The organism is Azonexus sp. IMCC34842 (genome assembly GCF_050368855.1).
GTDB lineage: Bacteria > Pseudomonadota > Gammaproteobacteria > Burkholderiales > Rhodocyclaceae > Azonexus > Azonexus denitrificans_A.
This window is the reverse complement of the sequence record NZ_CP178449.1, coordinates 3,914,009-3,935,525: the sequence shown is the minus strand read 5'-3', so window position 1 is coordinate 3,935,525 and position 21,517 is coordinate 3,914,009. Positions and strand designations below refer to the sequence as shown.

The 21,517-nt window shown below is 54.2% G+C and carries 19 protein-coding genes; 13 read left to right on the top strand and 6 right to left on the bottom strand.

What is annotated here, in order from left to right; genetic code table 11:
• Nucleotides 1–909: 909 nt before the first annotated feature.
• Together ACLIKD_RS18685 and ACLIKD_RS18680 are read right to left on the bottom strand one after the other, a co-directional pair.
• Entirely contained in the window at nucleotides 910–1,569 is a 660-nt protein-coding gene (locus tag ACLIKD_RS18685; RefSeq protein WP_428826205.1) for a hypothetical protein, read from the bottom strand.
• A gap of 79 nt (nucleotides 1,570–1,648) precedes the next feature.
• Nucleotides 1,649–2,077 (bottom strand): RDD family protein, encoded by a 429-nt coding sequence (locus ACLIKD_RS18680; protein ID WP_428826204.1) that lies wholly within the window; start codon nucleotides 2,075–2,077, stop codon nucleotides 1,649–1,651.
• Between the two features lie 405 nt (nucleotides 2,078–2,482).
• On the opposite strand from ACLIKD_RS18680, the gene ACLIKD_RS18675 reads away from it, so the two are divergent.
• The 4 genes from ACLIKD_RS18675 to ACLIKD_RS18660 all read left to right on the top strand — a co-directional run bounded on the left by ACLIKD_RS18675 (nucleotide 2,483) and on the right by ACLIKD_RS18660 (nucleotide 4,829).
• Nucleotides 2,483–2,731, top strand: a complete 249-nt coding sequence (locus tag ACLIKD_RS18675; protein ID WP_428826203.1) for a tyrosine-type recombinase/integrase — start codon at nucleotides 2,483–2,485, stop codon at nucleotides 2,729–2,731.
• A 378-nt stretch (nucleotides 2,732–3,109) separates the two neighbouring features.
• The gene (locus ACLIKD_RS18670; RefSeq protein ID WP_428826202.1) at nucleotides 3,110–3,397 is read left to right on the top strand and encodes a hypothetical protein; all 288 of its coding nucleotides are present in this window, start codon (nucleotides 3,110–3,112) and stop codon (nucleotides 3,395–3,397) included.
• Nucleotides 3,398–3,507: 110 nt separating this feature from the next.
• Nucleotides 3,508–3,810, top strand: a complete 303-nt coding sequence (locus tag ACLIKD_RS18665; protein WP_226419366.1) for a DUF1889 family protein — start codon at nucleotides 3,508–3,510, stop codon at nucleotides 3,808–3,810.
• A 437-nt stretch (nucleotides 3,811–4,247) separates the two neighbouring features.
• A complete protein-coding gene (locus tag ACLIKD_RS18660; RefSeq protein WP_226419365.1) occupies nucleotides 4,248–4,829 on the top strand; it encodes a hypothetical protein in 582 nt (193 codons plus the stop codon).
• Between the two features lie 406 nt (nucleotides 4,830–5,235).
• Here ACLIKD_RS18660 and ACLIKD_RS18655 read toward each other — a convergent pair whose 3' ends face one another.
• A complete protein-coding gene (locus ACLIKD_RS18655; protein ID WP_428826201.1) occupies nucleotides 5,236–6,087 on the bottom strand; it encodes a hypothetical protein in 852 nt (283 codons plus the stop codon).
• Between the two features lie 586 nt (nucleotides 6,088–6,673).
• Between ACLIKD_RS18655 and ACLIKD_RS18650 the strand changes: the two genes are divergently transcribed.
• Nucleotides 6,674–8,326 (top strand): TIGR04141 family sporadically distributed protein, encoded by a 1,653-nt coding sequence (locus tag ACLIKD_RS18650; RefSeq protein WP_428826200.1) that lies wholly within the window; start codon nucleotides 6,674–6,676, stop codon nucleotides 8,324–8,326.
• Nucleotides 8,327–8,449: 123 nt separating this feature from the next.
• On the opposite strand, the gene ACLIKD_RS18645 is transcribed toward ACLIKD_RS18650, so the two are convergent.
• The 3 genes from ACLIKD_RS18645 to ACLIKD_RS18635 form a co-directional block, all read right to left on the bottom strand.
• Entirely contained in the window at nucleotides 8,450–10,279 is a 1,830-nt protein-coding gene (locus tag ACLIKD_RS18645) for a hypothetical protein (protein WP_428826199.1), read from the bottom strand.
• Nucleotides 10,280–10,666: 387 nt separating this feature from the next.
• The gene (locus ACLIKD_RS18640; RefSeq protein ID WP_428826198.1) at nucleotides 10,667–11,416 is read right to left on the bottom strand and encodes a hypothetical protein; all 750 of its coding nucleotides are present in this window, start codon (nucleotides 11,414–11,416) and stop codon (nucleotides 10,667–10,669) included.
• 421 nt (nucleotides 11,417–11,837) lie between these two features.
• Nucleotides 11,838–12,101 (bottom strand): hypothetical protein, encoded by a 264-nt coding sequence (locus ACLIKD_RS18635; RefSeq protein ID WP_428826197.1) that lies wholly within the window; start codon nucleotides 12,099–12,101, stop codon nucleotides 11,838–11,840.
• Nucleotides 12,102–12,607: 506 nt separating this feature from the next.
• Here ACLIKD_RS18635 and ACLIKD_RS18630 point away from each other — a divergent pair.
• The 8 genes from ACLIKD_RS18630 to ACLIKD_RS18595 all read left to right on the top strand — a co-directional run bounded on the left by ACLIKD_RS18630 (nucleotide 12,608) and on the right by ACLIKD_RS18595 (nucleotide 21,470).
• Complete coding sequence (locus tag ACLIKD_RS18630; RefSeq protein WP_428826196.1) at nucleotides 12,608–13,039, top strand: helix-turn-helix domain-containing protein; 432 nt, start codon at nucleotides 12,608–12,610, stop codon at nucleotides 13,037–13,039.
• A gap of 252 nt (nucleotides 13,040–13,291) precedes the next feature.
• Nucleotides 13,292–13,924 carry a TnsA endonuclease N-terminal domain-containing protein gene (locus ACLIKD_RS18625; protein WP_428826195.1) on the top strand — a complete coding sequence of 211 codons (633 nt, stop codon included), beginning with the start codon at nucleotides 13,292–13,294 and terminating at the stop codon, nucleotides 13,922–13,924.
• On the top strand, nucleotides 13,905–15,866 hold the full coding sequence (locus tag ACLIKD_RS18620; RefSeq protein ID WP_428826194.1) for a hypothetical protein: 1,962 nt from the start codon (nucleotides 13,905–13,907) through the stop codon (nucleotides 15,864–15,866). Before ACLIKD_RS18625 ends, ACLIKD_RS18620 begins: the two co-directional genes overlap by 20 nt.
• Entirely contained in the window at nucleotides 15,863–16,918 is a 1,056-nt protein-coding gene (locus tag ACLIKD_RS18615; RefSeq protein ID WP_428826193.1) for a TniB family NTP-binding protein, read from the top strand. Before ACLIKD_RS18620 ends, ACLIKD_RS18615 begins: the two co-directional genes overlap by 4 nt.
• Entirely contained in the window at nucleotides 16,915–18,807 is a 1,893-nt protein-coding gene (locus ACLIKD_RS18610; protein ID WP_428826192.1) for a TniQ family protein, read from the top strand. Before ACLIKD_RS18615 ends, ACLIKD_RS18610 begins: the two co-directional genes overlap by 4 nt.
• A 389-nt stretch (nucleotides 18,808–19,196) precedes the next feature.
• On the top strand, nucleotides 19,197–19,745 hold the full coding sequence (locus ACLIKD_RS18605; RefSeq protein ID WP_428826191.1) for an RNA polymerase sigma factor: 549 nt from the start codon (nucleotides 19,197–19,199) through the stop codon (nucleotides 19,743–19,745).
• Between the two features lie 16 nt (nucleotides 19,746–19,761).
• Complete coding sequence (locus ACLIKD_RS18600; RefSeq protein WP_428826190.1) at nucleotides 19,762–20,151, top strand: hypothetical protein; 390 nt, start codon at nucleotides 19,762–19,764, stop codon at nucleotides 20,149–20,151.
• 143 nt (nucleotides 20,152–20,294) lie between these two features.
• Nucleotides 20,295–21,470 carry a metallophosphoesterase gene (locus tag ACLIKD_RS18595; RefSeq protein ID WP_428826189.1) on the top strand — a complete coding sequence of 392 codons (1,176 nt, stop codon included), beginning with the start codon at nucleotides 20,295–20,297 and terminating at the stop codon, nucleotides 21,468–21,470.
• Nucleotides 21,471–21,517 lie beyond the last annotated feature (47 nt).

Here is a 21,517-nt window from a genome sequence, read left to right as displayed (position 1 = left end):
GCGATGAGTTCGGTGCATGGGTCACGTCCTCGAATGTTTGCGGCCATCTCAAACCCTTGCAATCCTCGCAACGCGATATCTTTGAACTTTAGGGAGGACGGTTCATCAGTAGTGTCGAGCCATCTCACATGCTGATCAACCTCGCCTTCATTGGCGGGAGAAACCTCAATGTATGGGATATCTCTCTCTTCCGGTGGCCCAAAGGCGGCTATGAAAGAGTTTGCGGAGAATGCCGCGAACGATTTAACGAACTCGACAGGCACTCTGAACACGCTATACCGCGTTGTTTCTGAGTGACATAGCTCAAAGATATCTTCGGACGAGTACGGATAATAGGCATAATCGTCCGATTTAATGGCTGCAAGCAGTGCGTCCTTATTGAGAGTGCTCATTTCTGAACGGGCTAACGTCTGAATTCACCGGCCTGGCGGGGCTTGCCGCGACAGGTCCGGTGGAATGATGGGTTGGGCGCCACAGCGGAATGGCTGCTCTTTGCTTTGGCCCAGGTGACTCACGCAAGAGGAGTCAGCACTTCTTCCACAGTGCCACCCTTCGTATGGTGCGAACGCAACTGGGCGCCGCGAGTATCCAAAAGAGATGCTGGGCTCAATCATGGCTTCTGTTCGCGCGACTTCTCACTAGCCGGTTCCGGTGAGCGAGGTGCTAAAGAGGCCGAGACGGCGTTCCAGAACTCAGCTTCCTCTGCACTTTCGCTTCGCGCGGCCGTTTCAGCTAGCTTTGCAGCGTATAGGTAAGCGTTGCGTCCGTGATCTAGGGACAGTTGATGAGCCGCTCGAGATACCTCGATCCAGTCAATCATCTCGCCTCCCGTGGTGCACAACGTTTGAATTCACCGGCGCTGCGCGGCTTCATCGCGCAGCGTCCGGTGGAACGATGGGTTGGGCATACTCATTGGAGTGTAAATGGGCTGCCCATCGTGGTTGTATCGAACAAGCGGAACTTGACCTTCTCAATGTCGAGTGCGTCAAATTCCTTCTTGATGCCGGACAGAAACTGATTGAAGTCGCCTTTGTCACTCGGGTAGTAGCGCCAAGGCATAGGGTCTTGGGCGCAGTCAAGGAAGAAGTGCCCGACGTAAACGATTTCGCCCGCTGAAACGGTGAAGCTGCCAGCCTTGGACTTTCCGTCTTTGATGAGATCGTTACGTGCGGCGTTGAAATATCCAACGTTTGACGAGGACTGCGCCGCCTTGACACTGAATGCGCTCAACAAGTATTCGCCCGCTTCGACTATGTAAGCGTAATTGACGAATCTCGGTGGCGCAGAGAAGAGCGATGAGTCTTCGAGGACAATATCGGCTTTTGCGTCATTTCCCTCTTTCTGGGAACCAGCTTTGTCGAACGATAGTCCCTTCAACTGAGCGTTCTCGAAGCGTCCGCATTTCCACTTTCGGCTCCAGTTGGCGGAAATCAACACAACGCCCTTCGTACCAACACCTTCAGCGTAGGCCGACGAGCTATACGGAACTGCAACATCAGCAGCAACGGTCCACGACAGCATGAGACCCGCAATCAGAATGGAAAGTTGTATTGATAGGGTGCGTTGCATGGGATCTCCTTGTATTGACGCCCAACGTGGAAGTGAGCGGCCTGCGCAGCTTTTCGCGCAGGTCCGCTCGACTGCATGGTTATGCCGATTTCCCGCGCACGATAACGGTTCTAGCAATCTTGTCATGCCAACCTTGGTTCTTTCTGTCCCACGCAACCCACAAGCAGCCAAAGCACAAGGGAATTATTGATACAAAGTACGCTAGGTAACGCATGAGCAATCGTGAAGGTGAAACTGGCTGAAGAGTTTCCGCATCAACTATCCGCATTTGAAATAGCATCTTCCCTGGAGTGGCCGCTTTAGTGATCCAAAACGCCATAACCACTATCAGCGGAATGATCCACTCAAAAGTGAATTGGGTCACAGTGTGACGAGTTTCGGGATTGAAAAGGTCTGGGCCAACTAGAAACCAAAGAGTGGTGTAAATGATCCCGTACAACCAGATGCTGTCAATAACAGTTGCAAGGGTCCTCAACCAGAAGCCTGCGTACCGAATTTCTGAATCCATATGGTTACTCAATTGTGAGAGAAGGGAGAGGCATAACAGTGTTTACACGGACACTGGGGTCCGTATATCAATTGATATTGATGACCCCATGAATGTTGTTCTAAGTTCATAGTATTCAGGCACTTGGAATTATTGCTGTCAGTATAACAACTTCAATATGCCAGACGCTTGAAGAATTGTTGAGGTAGCCGCTATCCTTTGGATTTTTGACCAACCAAAGGAGTGACACTCATGGGGTGAGAACCCCACCAGCAGTCCTCGGCTGCTTGACCAGATTTCGATGGTTTGCCGGCGCCGCCACTTTAGCCGCAGTACAGAGAATGCCTACCGTTATCGGCTTCTCTGGCCTGGCAGTATGCCTTCCCTTCGGCGAGTTTGCGGCCGTGGGGGTCCAGTGGCCGTCAAGTGCGCTGGCATACGTCCGACTCGACGATACAGCGGGCTTTCAAACAGGCGATAGAGCGTGCCGGGGTAACCAAGCAGGCCAGCATCCATTGTTTGCGTCACTCGTTTGCGACCCATCTGCTGGCCGCCGGAACGGATGTCCGCACGATCCAGTTGCTGCTGGGGCACCGCAGCTTGCAGACCACCATGATCTATACCCATGTGCTGCAAGCGCCTCGCTCGGTCACCAGCCCCTTCGACGCCTTGTAACCGGAACTTGGCAAGCGAAAGGCCGCTTTCGGGAGCGGACTCGACAGTCCGCTCCTGGCCGGGAGTACGCGGTCAGGCTCTATCTCTAAAGCAGCCGTAGCCAGATCCATGGTTTCAGTGAACGACTGCTTCCGAGCGCCATATTGAACTCACCCAATCGGCCAGGAGCTGTCCTTCAAGAAACTGGTCAATAGCTGCCATTCGCCAGAACCTTCTTGTCGTCGGCATACCGACTTTTCGCCGCTCCGTACTATCATTGCATATGCGGACAGTTTGCCGGAGTCGCCCCAAAATGAATCAATCAGTTACTTGGAATTTCGATGTTTTGTGATTATCAATATGCGGACCGGTGGGTCCGTTGAATAACTGTTAGGCGCTATGGATATTATCGCAATCGAAGCATTGCTCAAAGAAATCCTGAAGGAGGTCTCCGTGCACATGGTGGCGGCCTATGCGGAGGCTGGACCCATAGACACTGACCATCCTCTTGCGCAAGAGGGCCTATCAAATGGCACGTCCATCGTTCTTGATTATCTTGAGCACAATGAGCCCAAAATTGCGCTTGAGCATTTGCTCTATATGGTGAACGAACCTCCGCTCACGCTGTCAGCAACGACCGAGGCTGCCCTGGCGCGGCTTTGTACAGTTTACGAAATTCGCCGTTAGCACTTAACGTGGCCGCGCCTAACATTCCGCTCCAGCCGACCGTCAGCCAGCTTCGCTGTCTGCCGTCGGCTGAGCTAGCACGTTAACCCTATTCATCCTCTCGCCCAGCCATGAATCCAATCCTCACGAAAGCAGTTGAAACTCTCTCGGTGGTAGTAAATACATCAACCGGGCTCGCTCACCCATTAGACGAGTCGCGTGCGAAAGAGCTATTCAAGGCATTGCATGGTCATAGCGTGCCATTGTCCTACGAAGATGTCTATTCCTTGGCAATTGCCAACTCTTGGTCAGAACGTCACGCAAAGAGCCTTGCCGAGTTGGCAGAAAAAATTGGCAATGGTGGTCGGGTACAAATCAAGCACCCAAAACAATGGGGGGAGCCAACAGTGAAAAAGATCATCGCCAACCTCTAGAATTGAGGGCTTCCGCTTATGCACAATAGGTCTAACCCTGCGTTCGAGGCGACCTGCGCGAAAAGCTGCGCAGGCCGGTGATTTACAACGTTGGGCATCATGAAAACCCCCGCGAAACTTATTGCGTTATCGCTATTGGCAATATCTATTGCGGGAGTGGCGGCTTGCTCATACATCGTGTCTCGGTACGAGCAAGCCTTCGAGGCTACCGCCAATGGAGACCCGTACTCTCTTGTAGTCGAGCGCTTCGGCAAGCCAAGTGTCATTGAGCGTCCTACTCAACCATTTCTACGCTATGCCATGCCATCCCAAGCCTGTAATACACCATGTGTATTCAGAGCGTGGTGGGAGCATCCTGTGCTCAAGGGCATTCAGGCATGGTCGGTTGAGTTCAACGACAAAAACCAAGTCATTCATACTGCCCATTGGCTATCTCCATGACATCTACGCCCAACACCACAATCCACCTGTTCGTCAAAAACCTGCGCTTTTTGCCGTCCGGTGATTTTCAACGTTATGGCTCAGGAATGACACGCGCCTTTCTCTTCGCTCTCTTGCTACTTGTAACCCGCTGCTCCTATGCCACAGCCCAAATACCGGAATTGATCGAATTGGATGGCGTGGAGCAAAGTCTCTTTTCCGAGCCGTTCACAATTTATTTGGTTAACAACCAGAGTGAAATTTCCAAACTGGAGAAATTTGCACAAGACGTATGTACTGGGTCATGGCGAAGGTATCAAGGTCGATGGTTTATTCTAGATAAGAAACTCTATCTAAGGTCTCTCGCAGCGAACCCATGCAGAGAATCGCCGGAGCAGATTCCACTCTCTATCTTCTTTCCCGGTGCCACCGGGCCTGTCCACGCGGAGTGGTACACGGGAAAACTTGTTGTTCCTCGTGGCAAGCGTCTGCGATATGTGCACATGGGCTATGAGTCGGAGTTTGAGCAATACTTGGTCTTTACTGTTCAGGATGGGCTAATCACCGCTCAAGAAGAAAGCAGTACGAAACCAAAATGAGCCATAACATGGCGCTCAACCGTGCTCCCCTTCGGTTGCTGGACGCTGCGCGATAAAGCCGCGCAGCGCCGGTTAGCTCTACGTTCCTGAATGACTGCTTTTCAAATTTAGCTACGTCCGCAAAGGGCACGATCCGGCCGAAGCATGTACGGCAAAGTTGCCCTTCGGCGAAGCTCCTAGACCACTGACGGGTAACCACCTCATACCAGCCGGTGACTGACAAGCCTCCCACCGGCGGCTATGGCCGAAATCCTGCCTCATGTCAGCAGCAATAGGCAGAAAATCGGCCGAAGCCGACATTCGAGTAACTGGCAGACTCAGTCTGCATTGGGTTGGTTTTCTGTCTTTCGATACCGTCCGTCTTCTGGCCGGCTACTTGGAACGATCCAGAAATGCCAAGAATGGTTCAGATTAGTGAGCCCTGCTTGTTCCTCATGATCTCATCAATCACAGAATAGATGACTCCCCGCCGATAGGTATTCATCGTCGTGGCGACGGATCCTCCGTCCAGTCGGGCGACTATCGTTCCCCCCTGTTCGGCCGAGTGCGACTTGAGCATTTGTCCGGCGAGACCAGACAGATTCTCGCGAGAACGGGGATGGAGGGGCATCACTGTTGGGTCGAGCCCCTGCTCCTGGATTGCCTGCCTCACAGGGATGAATTCTTTCGGGTTGCGCAGGGCAGGGACGGCCTCCTTGATCTCCTCGATGATCGCGTCGTGCTCCATCAACTTCCCATCGTGTTCGTGAAGGCGTGGGGCGACGGCCTGTCGAATCACCTCGACGAGGGCGTCGCGGGAAATGGCGGTCTCTTGGACGGGAGGGGTTGCGTTCCTCGTGTTCAGCATCGCAGCTATGGCCCGCTCCTGCAGGTCGTAGCCCCAGTTGGTGAGCCGTTCGTAGTTCTCGTGGAACTTCTCCAATTGCCGTCTTTCGCCGGGCGGGCGGGATTGGTATCCTGTGTTGCTGTATTCCTTGTCGAAGGATCTCAATTGGGCCGCCACGGCGTGCCAGCGGTACACCGCGACGCCGGAGTAGGTCATCTCAAGCGATCCTCCTGCCGAATCTTTCTTGAGGATCGCCATCCTGGCCAGGCCTGTCTCGAAGTTGACCGACATGAAGTCGGGAACGAGGAGTGCCCTACTCCAAGACTTAGCCGACGCGTAGACGCGGCCCTCGTCGCTGAGGAGATAGTTCAGTTTTCCACCGGTCGGGGAGATTTCAGAGAATCTCTCGACTTTCGTTAGCTCCTTGGTCATCTTGATGATTCCGTGCGCCGTATCGTGGCATCGTTTGCAAACTGGAATGGTGCTGTTTGGGTGTTCCGCCCCGAACTGCTTCGGGTATTGGACGTGGTGAACCTGCGTGGCGAAGTCTCCGCAGAATTGACAGTGCCCTCCCGTGCGGTCGAGGGCGATGTTCCGGACTTCGGTCCACTCCGAACTCCCTAGATATTTTGAATAATCCTTTCGGCGGCGACTCATCAACACTGATCGCTAGGTATCAACACGACATACTTTAACAGAGCTTTGTCGGAGAGAGGTCACGAACCGGGATATGATGGTTGGGCAGTATCCACGACATGCGAGAATACGGTGTGACCTGCTTTCGTCACTCACTCTTGCTTCGTAACTTTGTCGGCAGCATCACGAAACGCAAGTTGGTCAAGGTACGAAATTTTGGCCGCATTACAGAGTGGCCGCGACCCCCTCATATAATGCCAAAGGTATATGATGTGCGGGGTTTTTGGTATTTGATCTTGCGCATTATTGTCAGCCTTTAGCAGCCAAGTCGAAGTGCAAGTTTTGATCTGGTATTCAGCGGGCCGAAACGAGGGAGCCTTTCGTGAAAAAGAAAAGCCACAACCTGTCCATCCTTCTGCTGAAGCCTGAGATTGCTAGCACCGGTGAGGCGCTGAAGGAGGCGGAATCGCTGCAATCGTGCAGCGTCTCAATCGGCGGCAACACTGCAGACCTATTCCACAAGCAAAATCCTGGACGACCACCTTCCTGGGTAATGTTGTTCAAACCACAGGTAGGAACAACGCTGGACGGCCTGCGTAATACAGGTACCGCTGCTGTGTTAGTAGTCAAACATGCTGGACGGCTCTTCGCGCTGACTTTCGGTTACGGTAAGTCTCTCCTCAAGTCAGATTGCTACGAAGAGAATTTTGGTCTAAAGGTCGTTCTGAACACCGTCGACCCTGACAAACTTCGCAGCATTGACGCTCAGAGTCTCGATGCAGTTCCTGTCCATGTGCGAACTCAGGCAAGTGTTGCTTCAAGTCTTTCTGAATTTGGCTTGGATATTGAACAGGACTTGATTTATGCGGCTACCGGGCAGCCCAAAGAGGTTGGCCTAGGCAGGCAAATCACTGGCAAAGATGCGCTTAAGTTATCGCTGGCCATTGACCTTTCCGAGCTGCCGCCACTACTGGATAAATTGCTTAACCAGTTTTCCTCAATCGCTTACCGAGAAAATTTTGCCTGGATCGACCATCTATCCGAAGTCCGCGATCCCAGTTTGATAGGGAAGCTGGACGCGGAACTGACCAGCAAGATTCAAGCAAACGATCTTACGCGTACATGGCTATCGATTCCAGAAATCATTGACTGGACCGACGTCAGCGGTTTCCGGTACCAGCGGCCAAAGCGTGGAGCAACGCAAACTGACATAGATTGGCCGAGCTACCTTGAATTTGTCGGTGATGAGACGCAGCATTCCGTAGAGACTTTCAAGAAGCAAAACGTACACTGCATCAGCCAGTCTGCGGAACAGTCGATACATAGCTGGACAGTTTACCGCTGCATCTACTGCGAGCTCGTCCATGCAGGCAGCACCTTCGCGCTCAACGCTGGAAAGTGGTATCGGGTCGATGCAAATTTCCTGAGTAATCTGGACAAGCGCATCAGCACGATCCAGATGACCGCTCTCGAACTACCCGACTACCCGGATGGTCCAGAGGACGAATACAACGAAAGCGTTTATTCGTCTGACAGCGACTACTTCGCGCTGATGGACAAGAAATTGATCCAATATGGGGGAGGCAAAAGCAAAATCGAGTTTTGCGACCTGTACACCCGAGATAGGCACCTGATCCACGTGAAGAGGTATGGTGGGTCAAGCGTCCTGAGTCACCTGTTCGCGCAGGGCCTAGTTTCGACCAAACTGTTGTTGGGTGACGCGGAGTTTCGCAATAGGGTGAACCAGAAGCTCCCGACGTCACATCAGATTGAAAACCCCGATCAGAAGCCTGAGCCCAGCACTTTTGAGCTTGTTTACGCGATAGCGAGCAACTATCCAAAAAATTTTGAATTACCGCTATTCAGCAAGATAAACCTCTGCAACTGCTACGCGAATCTTCAATTGTTGGGGATTAAAGTCACCTTGGCTATCATTCCAGTACAGGAAAACACCGCAAGTGATGGAGCCACATCGGCTCATGATTTTGGTATGGCAACATCTGCCGAGCCTGATGAGCTAGGCCAGCAATTATGAATCGGGGCTAGACTGTTGCAGGTCAGTGTGATTTGCCAGTGAAAGACAGCTTACCGGTGAATTGCTGACCGAATCAGCCAATAGCCTCAATGGCCGCAAAGACCTGCGGATTCAACCGGTCGCTCAACCCTTTAGCCGGCTACGGAGCCTGAACAACCGAATGGCGTGAGGGGATACACCGTTCAAGGCGCCACGGATGCTATCAATAGTGGAACCCGCTGGGCCATCGAGAATGGAGTCTACCCCCCGTGTCGCTAGCTTACCCGCTAGCACTCCGCCTAAGAGCTTGGCAAGAAGAACCATTCCATATGCTCCTCCGCCAGTGATTGCCCCCGCCGCAGAAGTGGCATCCCCTAGTACGTCGACTGTAGAAATGCGGAGATCTTTCTTTTGAAGCTTGGAAACCTCCCTGTTGAGCTTCGTTACCCGGTCTCGCAGCTCGTGATCCGCCGAATTTACGTTTGTTCCGTTTAACATTTCGTGGACGAGAGCGCGAAATCGTTCTGTCTTATGATCGGCTATGACTTCGAGATATTCTTTAATTGGGATCCTAGGTGAATAGTGGATTTCAAGGGCTTTCACTATTTCTGTGATGCGGCGCGTCTCTAGGCGCCCATGCACTTCCACTGCCTCTTGAAACATGGGAGCCATTGCGGCTAGGACACTGCTGTTCAACACCGTGCCATCAAAAAGCGATGCACCAAATGCATGTGCGACGGCGATATTCTGGCTCGCCACGAAGCCGTCGATAGCAATCGTGTCGGCAATCGCCTTGTCCTTGAACAGCTGAGGAGTCTCTGCGCTCAATAGGTGCGCAGAAACTCCACCTGCGGAAAGGCTCCCCAAAGCCATTGTTCCCTGATGAAACGCAATTCCCTCGAATTCTTCTGCACCGTGACGAATCCAACCGAGAACGTTATATAGCCAACGGTTCTTCCTGAACTCCGGACCACCTGCCGCCAGTATCTCTGACATAGCGTTGTCGAGCGCTCTAAGTTGCTCGCTATCATTGCGAAACAGACGAATGAAAGGAGAATTCTCCCAGAGGTGGCGCATTGCCAGAAAGTCAGTATCGCGAGGCGATACAAGCGGGAGAGAGAGATCCTCTAGCCAGCGGCGCCAGACGACTTCCGGATAATGCCCCAGATTATGCTTAAACACAGGCACGACGCAGCCGGCACGGCAAAGTTCGACAAATGTCTCTTGTTCCAGACCGAACGCAGTTTCGAAATAGTTTGAGTCCTTAATATGCAAGGGGAGTTCTACGTAGATCCGGTCATATAGCGGCAGCACTGCACCCACATCAAGCTTGCCAGCCGACGGGGTTAGATAAATCTTGCTCACAGCTTGGCCATCTACCACGGCAACGTGATCACGATGCCCTTCAACGAGACGGCTTATCCGCTGTGCGTATTTGATTTCATCAGCTTCCGTGTAATCGACGATCCGACTATTTCGTGAAGGGACAGCAAACCCCGCTCGCCGCATGTCAACGTGGAGAGGATTATTCGGATCAATCGCCCTAACCTCGAAAGGCAGACCGGCATAGCCTATGCTCAGCAGCGCCGTCCGAACACGTTCCAGAAACTCATCTGGCGCCGCTCCATCTTCGCGAGAAACGTAAAAAGTGACAGATCGGCCTAGCTTCTCTTCTACAAAGACCCTTGCGAGATCGTGGACTACAGACATGAGGGTTTTTGGGAGACCATGGCAGCTCTGATCACTGGCTAATGCCGCCAGAGAAAGATATGGCGGAACCCTGTACTCCGGAAGTGGAGCCTCGGAAGAAAAAGGTTCGAGTTCAAATCCGACTCCGGCCGACTTCTCTGCTGCGAGAACCTTTCTGACGTCTTCGGCTACCTCATTGAATGTCCTACCCCCTTTTGTAGAAAAGATCACTCTAAAGATGAAAGGTTGTGCAGGTTGGATATCAAGATTGGCCAGGTCAGGCACACGATTCCGTAGTTTCCGAATAAGGGTCGCTCGAGTCGTCACTCTTGAATTTCCTCAAATTGAATCGGCATGCTAGCGCAAGGTATGGCTCGGCATTTTAGGAGTTGTGTGCGGCGCGTGCACGACTCGCAACGTTTAAGTGTTTGTCCTTCAATCTCCGCGAACTGCGGTGATACGAGGAACGGGGCACATCAATCGGAGTACTGCGCGATTGGGTTCATCTGGTCAGCCATACGTATGCATTGGTGCTGGAGAGCATCTAGCACGACCCGTAAGGCCTAAGCGCGAGCTTCCGCTTGGGACAGTTGGGCTGCGCGGAATATCACTAGCTCTAAGACTTCATTCGACAAGCAGGTGCTGAATAACATTTGGCGCAAAAGGTCCGCATCAATTATCCGCAATAAGCTCGGTGCCTTCCCGTCTTACCGTTCTTGCACGCTGCAAATCAACATCAAAGATAGCGATGTGCGATGCAGAACTATCGATCACGAATCCGTGAGCAATACGTTTCCCATCCTTTTTGATCTCAAGACAGCGATTGCCTCTGGTGACATGCTCGCAGCCGGCAACAAATTTTTTGTGCTCGGTATCAGCTAAGGATTTGCCAAAGCTGTCGCCGATGCTAACCGGCAAAGCGGTCACAAAAAGTACGAATAAGAGACCTGTGGGGAAGAGCGCCAGCGTCATCGTAGATCCAAGAATACTCCTGAGCAGGTCAGGAACCCAGTCGGGCGATCCTTGAAAGAACCGTTTTATTTTCTCGCGCTTATCAGTTTTGTCCAGGCGAAATATCAGGAATGCGTAGCCGGTGAGTGCAATCCAAACACCTAGGATCGTCCATATTTGCTCTCCAATCAGCGATAGGGCATTGTTGGAGCGATCCATTATTGCAAGGTAGCCCATCAACAATATTTCGTCGAGATCTTTACGGAATGGCCCCGATTCGAGCCCCCAGGCAGACATATAGCTTAGGTGGCTGATATAACCAATCAAGTGCAGCAGTACGCCACCGACGCTACCAAGTGCAGCAACGAGCTTTGCGAACGAGAACCACCAAGCTGTGGTTGCTTCTTGTTTATCTTGATTTGTTTTGGCTGCTGCCGGATCAGCAGCGGTAGGCAAGTCGTCAGGTTTCATAGCATGTTAGGGTCAAATGCATCATACCAATATCATACTGCTACCTTGGCGGTCCTTCGCATTGGTTGCTTGGTGATTACCATGGCCATTTCTATTACATCCTCGAAACAGTTGAGAAAATCGGTGAGCGGCCGGTTGCGGTGCTATTCCTGAGTGACTTAGAGTGCCCAGGCCTATTCTCCGACTGCGTGGCCGGCATCGAATCTGAAGGTATTCAGTGTTGGGCTATTCATGGCAGCCATTACAAGGACAGCGCAGAAAACACCTAAACCTGTGGGCTGATTGGCTGTTTCAGGAGCCCAATCTACACGGCCGTACGATCGAAGTCGCTTCGATCCCATCTCTCTGACCGGGTTCGGCACCTCGTTGAGGCAACGAAGAGAATCATAATTCGATCACCAAATCATTCCGAAACCCGACGCTAGTTTTCCTGCTGTGCCTGGTGCAACGTCTGCACCATCCACGCCACAAACGCGCTCCATCCTTCTTGGGTCAAGGCGGTTTGCCGGAACACGTACTCGGCCTGAAGATCAGCGGGCTGGGCCATGGTCCACCGCAGCACAATATCCTCAAATTCAAACGGCAAATGCCGGAATTGGAGGATATTGCGGCCATCTATGGTGGAGAAGTGAAGGCCGGCCGGAAGGCCACAGTGCAGCGAACGAATTTTCTGATCCATGCTCATATGAAATATTCTACTGGCGTTTTTTCAGGCTCGGCATCGTTAGGCTCGTACGTCGTAGATCATGCGACGTAGCTCGATGCCTAGGCCGACCCGCTTGCGCTGTTGCCTGCGCATGAATCGCTGCATAGCCCGAATTGTGCGCAGGGTTGCTGGCGCCGGTTCGATCTCTCTGCCCACCAGTGGCATCGCGTCCCATTCCTCATCAATGGGAGCTCCCTCTGGCATTTGCAGTAGCAGGTCGGCAAGCCGATAGCGTGGCCGGATGACAGCGTTACGGGTGAAAGAGGGAGGAATGCGGCGAGCGCGTTTCAACTTTCAGATGCTCCAAAAATCCCCAAGCAGGTCAGCAAAATCTGGGCGTATGAACAAGCCTTGATTTTAATTAGTGAATACATGCTCTGACTGTTTTGTGACAAAAAATTAAATAATGCCATGTCTGCAAGTGACTGATTAAAAACAATAAATATTGTTTTTAATAACTTGGGTGAGTATTCTATGAGGTAGATATGAGCCCGTTTTCTATACTCTTCAGACACGTTCGCGAAAAATCAGGTCTACGACAAAAAGACCTGGCGGAACTGCTTTCCTACGAACAAAGCTATTTGTCGGCTATCGAGATTGGAAGCAAGGGGCCGCCGACTCCGGAGTTCGTTCAAAAACTCATCTCGGTGCTAGCGCTCAACGAAGATGAAGCCCGGCAGATGTGGGAGGCAATGGATGCTTCCCAACGAAAAATCCAGATTCCCAGTGATGCCCCCGAAGGTGTCTTTCTCCTTGGCTACGAGCTGCGAAAACAGATCGATCATCTGCATCCTTCACAGGTAGAAGCCATGCTTGCCATCCTGAGACTTTCGACGGCCATGAAAGTGGTGGAACCCGCAGGTCTACAAAATGCCGGGCGCCGAAAAGCTATTCGAGAACAGGAGGCCCAAATGTAAAAGGTAAGCTTTTTGGGCAAAGGGCAAACCTCTTGGTTTGCCCTTTGGGTGGTGCATATACAGAGTACTTCGACACACTCAGTATCTGCCCCGGCACCGCCGGGCGTCAAGCCACCTTCCCCTTTTCGTAGCACCCGAGCATCGCGGCTAATACCTGCGAGGGGCATTTTTACGCCTGTTTCCGGTGCTTTATCGCTGTCTGCCGACGATGCGAGGGTGAGTTGCGTCTTCGGTGGCTCAAAAGGAACAAACATGCCAGTACGCAATGTTGTGAACCGTAGTGGGCGGGGTTTTCGTGGCTATTTCCCGTCCCGGAAGATGAAAAAGAAAATGATCGGCTGGGAGTCGATTCTTGAGCGTTATGCCATTTATCTCTTTGAGTTTTCTCCGGGTGTAGTGAGCTACTGCGCGCAACCCGAGTTGGTTTATTACCCGGACGGCACGGAGCTCAGAAAGTATTACCCAGACTTCAAAATCACCACGACCGGTGGAATTTCAGTCCGTATCGAGGTAAAGCCCAGTAGCAAATTGTTGCAGAAAAAGCATGCCGAAAAATACCGCGCCATTGCTACGCACTATCAGCTTCAGGAATGGAATTACCAAATTCTGACGGAGCAGGAGATACAGCGTGAGCCCCTGTTCTCCAACCTCAAAAAACTGAGGCGGCACCACCGGCCGACCAAAGAACTACCGAGTCTCCTGAGCCAGATTTCCATTGCCCTTAAGCATGGGCCGCAACCCTTGGGTGTTCTAAAAATGAAGCAGTCCGACATTTGGCGACTGCTTGCCTTGGGGTACCTGCGTTGTGACTTGGCTGCCCCCATTACGGCATCCACATTGATTTCTCTTCCTGGAGGGCATAACGATGAAACGCTTTATTTCTAAAAAGGGCATTGTTTACATTGATGGCCAACGTCGCTGGGAGTTGGTCCGGCGCTTGCCCAGTACAAAGCTTCAATTCGAGGCGGAGGACGGGGAGCTGCTCAATCTGAGTGACGCCGAAGTTCATCTGCGCTGGCTCAAACAGGAATGGGTCCTTGATGAGAGCTCCATCGGCGTAATGGCCAATGCCGTCTACCTTGTCGCGCCGCGAGATTTGGCAACGCTGCCGGTGGGCAAGCAAAAGGCCGCCAGGCGCAGGCTTTCGTACATCCAGCACGTCAAACCCGAGGTCAATGCTTACAACCCTGAGCGTTGGAAGCCCCTGATTGCCGAGGCCGCGAGCGAGCTTAAGGATGACAAGCCGCCATCGCCGGCGACAGTGCATCGATGGTGGATTACTTACCGTGCTAACCAATGTGTGATTAGCCTGGTGCCCCATAGAAGGCCACATATGGGGCCACGTAGTGACGAAAAATACGCGGTGTTTGAAGAGGCCGTCAATCTAGTCTATCTGAGCATGCAAAAGCTGCCCAAGGCAGCGGTCGTCGACGAGGTCCACCGCCTGTACGAGGTGCTCAATAATGGCCGTGCCGATAAGGAGAAGAAGCGACCCCCTTGTCGGGCCTCTATTTACCGTTGGCTCACCGATCTACAACAAGATGTCGTGGATCGTGCTCGGCTGGGAGCTGAAGCGACACGGACAAAGTATCGTGTCGCGTTCGGCGGGATGAAGGTCGACAACATCCTTGAGCGCGTCGAGATGGACCACAGCCCGGTGGATATGATCGTCATCGATTTGCTAACGATGCTTCCCTTGGGGCGTCCTTGGTTAACGTTGGCGATCGACAAGGCCTCCCGTATGGTCATGGGGTTCTATATCAGTTTCAATTCGCCATCGGCGCATAGCGTCCTGCAATGCCTTCGCTGCTCAATCTTGCCCAAGGACGCATGGCTTGAGCGTTTTCCGAATATCAAGGGCGTCTGGCCTGCGTTCGGGATACCTGACTTGGTGGCTTTGGACAACGGGATGGATTTGCATGCCAGCGCAGTCGAAAAAACCTGCGAGGAAATGGGGATCGAGATTCTCTTCTGTGGAGCAAGAACGCCTGAGCATAAGGGGAGTGTGGAGCGGTTTTTTCGGACCCTGACTTCTAGCTTGATCCATCGATTGCCAGGAACGGTTTTTTCATCGGTCGATCATCGTGGCGATTACCCGGCCGAAGAATTAGCGGTGATCGATATGGAAACCCTAGTGCATCTGATCACCAAATGGATCGTCGAGGTCTACAACGTGACCCGACATCGCGGGATCGGTATGACGCCACTGCAAAAATGGACGGAACTGGCCCCCAATCGCCCCATTGACCTGCCGGTGTACCCGCAAGAACTGGAAGTCATCATCGGTATTCCTGCGAGGCGGACGCTATTCCACTACGGAATCGAGTTGGAAGGCATGCACTACAACTCGCATCGCCTTCAGGATATTCGCCGCCGTTGCGGCGAAAACAAGCCCGTCGATTTGAAGTTTTACGAGGATACGGTTGCCCATATTCACGTATTCGACACATATGCCGAGGAATATATCCAGGTGCCGTCGGTGGCTGAGGAGTACGCCGCCAAGCTGCCCAGAGATATTCATCGCCTGGTTCGTGAACAAGCTAGGCGGCGGTTTGGTGACAGCGTTTCTATCACGCAGATGACTACTGCCCGTGCCGAGATTGAGGCCATCGTGCGGCAAGCCATGGCGGACAAGAAAATGGCTAAGCGTAAAGGTGGTGCCGGGTTGCTGATGCATGACAGCGACGCTGTGCTCAATTCGCGGGATCCCCTGGAGGAGGCACGTCGGCCGCTCAAGCGGGTGGAGCAGTCTCCCCCGCCGGATTTACCGGCTGGCCTCGATGACGACTTGCCGGACTTTCCGCCTACCGGGGGAGCTAAGTCATGAGCACGCTTCCGCTTGAACTGATGACAAAGTATTCGAACTTTCAGGGAGCAAAAAAGCCAGTCGATTCACTCTTGTGCGGATTTCGCTTGAAATCAGAGCCAATTGCCCACCGCCGTTTCCGGGAAGGCATGTTTCGTCTGGCCGAGTTGCATCATGGACGCCAAGCCTACGGGATGGGAGGTGGCCTTCTGATTATCGGCCATTCCGGTGGTGGCAAGAGTACGTTGCTTGAGCATTATGAATCGAAACATCCCCGAGTTCACGAGAAGGGAATTACTCGGATCCCGGTGTTACGCGTCTCCGTACCGTCATCACCGAGTGCGAAAAGTCTGGCCGAAGCTATCTTAGTGGCACTAAAGGATCCGAAAGCGCATCGCGGAACGGCGTCAGAAAAAACAGAACGGATCCTGATCTGGCTGGAGCGCTGTGGGGTTGAGCTGATCTTGTTCGACGAGTTTCAACATCTGTTTTATACAGCCACTGTGATCGTCTTTCGCGACGTCACGGATTGGCTGAAGCGCCTCATCTCGAATGCTAACGTCGGCATCGTGGCCTGTGGTTTACCCGAAGCGGCATTGGTAGTCGACAGCAATGAACAGTTGGCTCGGCGCTTTTGCGCTCGCATCCAGCTCACTCCGTTTTCGATGGATGACGACGATGATTTCATCGAATTTCGCGGGCTACTTCGGTCGTTTCAGAAACTGCTACCCATCCCGGTTGAAACCCCTCTGTTTGAGGCTAATCTTGCTCGGCGGATGTATATCGCCAGCTATGGTCTGCTCGACTATCTGGGAAAGGTCTTGGAAGGTGCCGTATCTGTGGCGGTGACTGCGCGACAGCCGCAAATTGATTTACCGGTTCTGGCTGCAGCGTTTCGCAACCGCATCTGGTCGGCGGTGCCGGACCGGCTCAATCCGTTCTACCCCGAATCAATCCTGCGGCCGTTGGACCGAGTTGGGGAGGTCTTTTACCTGCACACGCAGCACAACCCTGTCGGTTCCCCGCTGGCCCGGCGTATTGGCTTGAAGTCGGCAAAGGGAGGGGCGCAATGAATGAACCGATTTTGCTGGCGCGTCCATTTCCTCAGCGAGAGGAAGGCCCACAAGGCTATTTGCTGCGGCTTGCGGAGGCCAATTTCTTAACCCTGCGCGACCTTGAACAACTGAATGTCCGTTTTGATTTGGACAATCTACAGCGCAACCAGCTGATGCCGGATAGGGAGCTTGATCCGCTGTTGCATGCCCATGTGGAACGGATCAATGCCTTGGCAGATAACATGGGCCGGAGCTGGAATAGGCAGCAGGCGCGCTGGTGTGTGCATTGCCTGGGCGAGTCGCCTGTTTGGCAGGCGTCCTGGGAACTGCTCTTTCACGACGCTTGTCCTGAACATGGGGTCTGGTTGGTTGATCGGTGCTCTTCGTGTGGGTCACCGGTGCATTGGAGCCGCCACCACCTGATGCGTTGTCCCTGCGGTGCAGATTTACGGGCAGAAGCGACGCGGGAATGTCCTCAGTCTGTGCGACAACTTTCTGCCGTATTGGCATCTTCTCTGCTCGCCAGGCCGGTGGAGGCAGCATTCGAGATTCCGGTACTCCATGGCATGAAGGTCGAGGATATCCAGCGGCTAATTCGTTTCCTGGGCAGCTATCTGGATCCGGTCGCCGGTGTTAGACCGCTGAAACGATATAGGGCGGGACGTCTGGACGTGTCGTGGCCGGTGACTTCTCTTGCCGCCGAAATTCTTCAAGGCTGGCCCAGCACCTTTCACAGCTCGCTCAGTAGGCGGCTGGATACGGCTCATGGAGAAAAGCCTGGACCAGGAGCGTTTTTGAATCGCCTCAGTCACTATCTATATAGAGGGCTAAGAGGGCGCGCCTTTGATCATGTCCGCCAGTCATTTGAACACTGGCTGGCTGAAAACTGGAAGCGGGGGCTCAACAGGCGGAACCGGAGATTACCTCCGGCGCTCTTGGCTCAGGTTCAGTGGATTCCCGGAGGCATGGCTGCTGAACGGCTAGGTATCTCTATTGATCGACTCAGCTATCTGGTACGGGAAGGCCATCTGGATGGAGAGGAGTGGATTGGCACAACCGGCCGTCGCTTTCTGACCGTGCGGCGCGACCAGTTGGATAACATCAGCATCCAAATTGCATCCGAGATGACGATGGGTGCTGCGATGGAGGTTCTGGGCATCGGTAAGGTCCGAATGCAGCGTGTCCTCCGCCTGCTATTCCCCTCTGCCCGGCGTACGTACGATAAAGAGTTCTTGCCTTGGTGTGTACCTCGGGGTGAGGTGGAGGCGTTGCTTTCTTTGGCCAGTCATTTGCCAGTGGTAGGTATTCCCGATGAGGATCAGGTGTCCCTTGCGCATGTTTTCAAGTACTCGCACTGGAACGCAGACGAGATCGTGGCGCTGGTCGAGGCAGTAAGGGCCGGAACAATCGTCCCGTTGTCGCTCCTCGATAGTGCTCGCGGAATTGCTCGCTGGGTTTTCGAATCCGGTCAGCTACGTGCTTGGGTGCTTACTCAGAACAGTAGTCGGGCAAACTGGGTCAGCATTCCAGACTTGGCCAAGATTTTGGAGGTGAAGCAACAGGTCGCCTACTGGCTAACCCAGAATGGCGTCATCCCAGCGGAAAGGTTGGGGGCAATAAAAGGCGTCGGTTCGCGGGTTCGTAGATCGGATATCGATCTGTTCCACCAAAATTACATATTTGGACGGGAGATTGCTGCCATTCTGGGGAGATCATCTCGAAAAGTGATGATGATGCTTGCAGAGCAAGGCATATATCCGATCCGAGGGCACAGTTCTGAACCATGCCGTCAGTTGGTGTATAGTCGAAAAGACGAAATTCAGCGGTTTCTTGCTCAGGTCACAGGCTCTCCGCCGGAGGCCTTCAAGCTGGTTCGAAGTCCTGGACCCAAGAAACCAAGTGAGTAGGATTATCGCAGTTTGTCTGAGACGGAAAAGCCGGTTGTCTCATTCAAAATTGCTATGTCGCTGATTGCTTTAAGTAGGGATTTTGCAACTCAATGAGATCCTACATAATTGTTGTCGGATGACACAGAAAGTGAAAACTGTGCCAAGTTAGTGAAAAACTACTGACACAGATAATGAAAAAAGGCCCCGAAAGGGGCCTTTCAATTTCAGTCGCTTTTTGGCTAAGCCGCCGACGTCCCCCCGTTTTCAGTAGCAGTAGGCTTTAGAGTCCATACTGGCGTCGCGCCAACTATTTTTTCGCCGCCCCACAATATCCGCTCCTGTCGTTCGTCTACACAGGTATGGATACATCGCTTTCTCTTCCACCGCCTTACGAAAAGTCCATCCTGATGGCCGAGCGGAACCGACGTCTGACTGAAACCGTTGTCCGCGAAAGTGGGCGTCTGGGGAGCTTCATTCGTCAGCGGGTGCCCGATCCGGGCGAGGCGGAGGACATTCTGCAGGATGTCTTTTTCGAACTGGTCGAGGCCTGGCGTTTGCCGGAGCCGATCGAGCAGGTCGGCGCCTGGCTGTTTCGGGTGGCGCGGAATCGCATTGTCGACCGCTTTCGCAAGCGGCGCGAGGAACCCTTGCCAGCCGTCGGGCCAGATGAGAACGACGAGGCGCAGTATTGGCTGGAGAACGCCATGCCAGCCAGCGATGGCGGCCCGGAGGCGGCGCATCTGCGTCGTCTGTGGCTCGATGCCATCGCAACGGCGCTCGACGAGTTGCCACCCGGGCCGCGCGACGTATTCATTGCCCACGAACTCGATGGCCGCAGCTTCAAGGACATGGCCGCCGAGCGCGGCACACCCCTGAACACCCTGCTTGGCTGGAAACGGCAGGCGGTCATGCATTTGCGCGAACGCCTGCGCCCCCTTTACGACGAACAATCTTGAACAAGGAATGACGATGATGAAATGCTCTACTGACAAAGCCGGCTGCGTTGCGCGCTGCATCAAAATCGGGCTGCTGGCGGTGGCCGGCATTGCTGCCGTTACCTGGGTTGTCATGCAGTTGTGGAACTGCCTGCTGCCCGATCTGTTTATTGGCGTCTCACCCATCGGCTACTGGCAGGCGCTTGGCGTGCTGGTCCTCTGCCGGATCCTGTTCGGCGGCATGCGCGGCGGTTGCCACGGCCATTGGCGCGAGCGCCGCGAACGCTGGGAAAAGATGACGCCGGAAGAGCGCCAGCAGCTCAAGGGGCGCTTCCGTAGCCGCTGGAGCAATTGTTGTTCCGCAAATAAGGCCGAGGATTCGGCGAGCGGCGGCGACACGGGCGACAAGCCTGCCGGCGGCGCCTGAGCGACGAGAGACGCGCTGCCCGGTTTCGGCCGGGCGGTCGCGGCTGTCCAGTGCGGGCACTGAAAACAGCACCTCAACCCCAAGCCCTGGCCGGGCGTTTTCATCGGCCAGGGCCAGAACAGAACAAAAACGAAAAGAACCCCATGTCCATGACCCGATCCTTGCCTCGACCGGCGCTGAGCCAGCATGCGCTGCCCGGCCGCTTGCGCCGCACCCTGTGGCGTTTTCTGCCGCTCATCGGCGGCCTGCATGCCTACATCGGCTGGCGCTTGCTGCCCGCCCTCGACCTCAGTACCGGCGGCTTGGTGCTGGCCATAATCGGGCTGGTGATATCGACCTGCCTCGTGCCGCTCGGCCTGCTGGCGCGCTTCGTCGTTGCCCGTCAGGCGCTGGCCGACCGGCTCGGCTGGCTGGGCGGTCTGGCAATGGGGCTGTTTTCGTCGGTGCTGGTGTTGACCGTGCTGCGCGATGTCGTTCGGCTGTTTGCTGATGCGCCGTCGCTGAACGAGCCGACGGCCATCGCCGTGCTTGGTCTGGCCGGCCTGGTTACGCTGGTCGGCTACGTCAATGCCCGGCGGGTGGCTCGCGTCCTCCGTGTCGATATCGCGCTGGCCGGACTGCCTAATGAACTGGCGGGATTCACCATCGTCCAGCTCAGCGACATCCACGTTGGGCCGACGATCAAGCGGGAATACGTCCAGGCCATTGTCGACCGCGTCAATCAGCTCGATGCCGATCTGGTCGCCATCACCGGCGACGTGGTCGATGGCAGCGTCGGACAGTTGCGCGCCCATACCGCGCCGCTTGGCGGGTTGGCCAGCCGGCATGGCAGCTATGTCGTGACCGGCAACCACGAGTACTACTCCGGTGCGGCAGCCTGGATGTGCGAGTTCGAGCGTATCGGACTGCGCGGACTGCATAACCGCCACGTCGTCATCACCCACCGCGGCGCCCGCTTCATTCTGGCCGGGGTCACCGATTTTTCGGCGGCTGCCTTCGATTCTGCCCAGGCCAGCGATCCGAGTCAGGCGCTCGCCGGTAGCCCGCCCGATCTATTGCGTATTCTCCTCGCCCACCAGCCACGCTCGGCGCCCGCTGCCGAAGCCGCCGGCTTCGACCTTCAGCTTTCCGGCCATACCCATGGCGGCCAGTTCTGGCCGTGGAATCATTTCGTGCAGTTGCAGCAACCCTTTACTGCCGGCTTGCACCGACTCGGTCGGCTGGCCGTTTATACCAGTCGCGGCACCGGCTACTGGGGGCCGCCCAAACGCTTTGGCGCACCGTCGGAGATTACCCTGCTGCGGCTGATCCCGGCTTAAGGTTGACGGCGCATTCGCCAAAGTTAGGGTGAGATAAACCAGTGAAC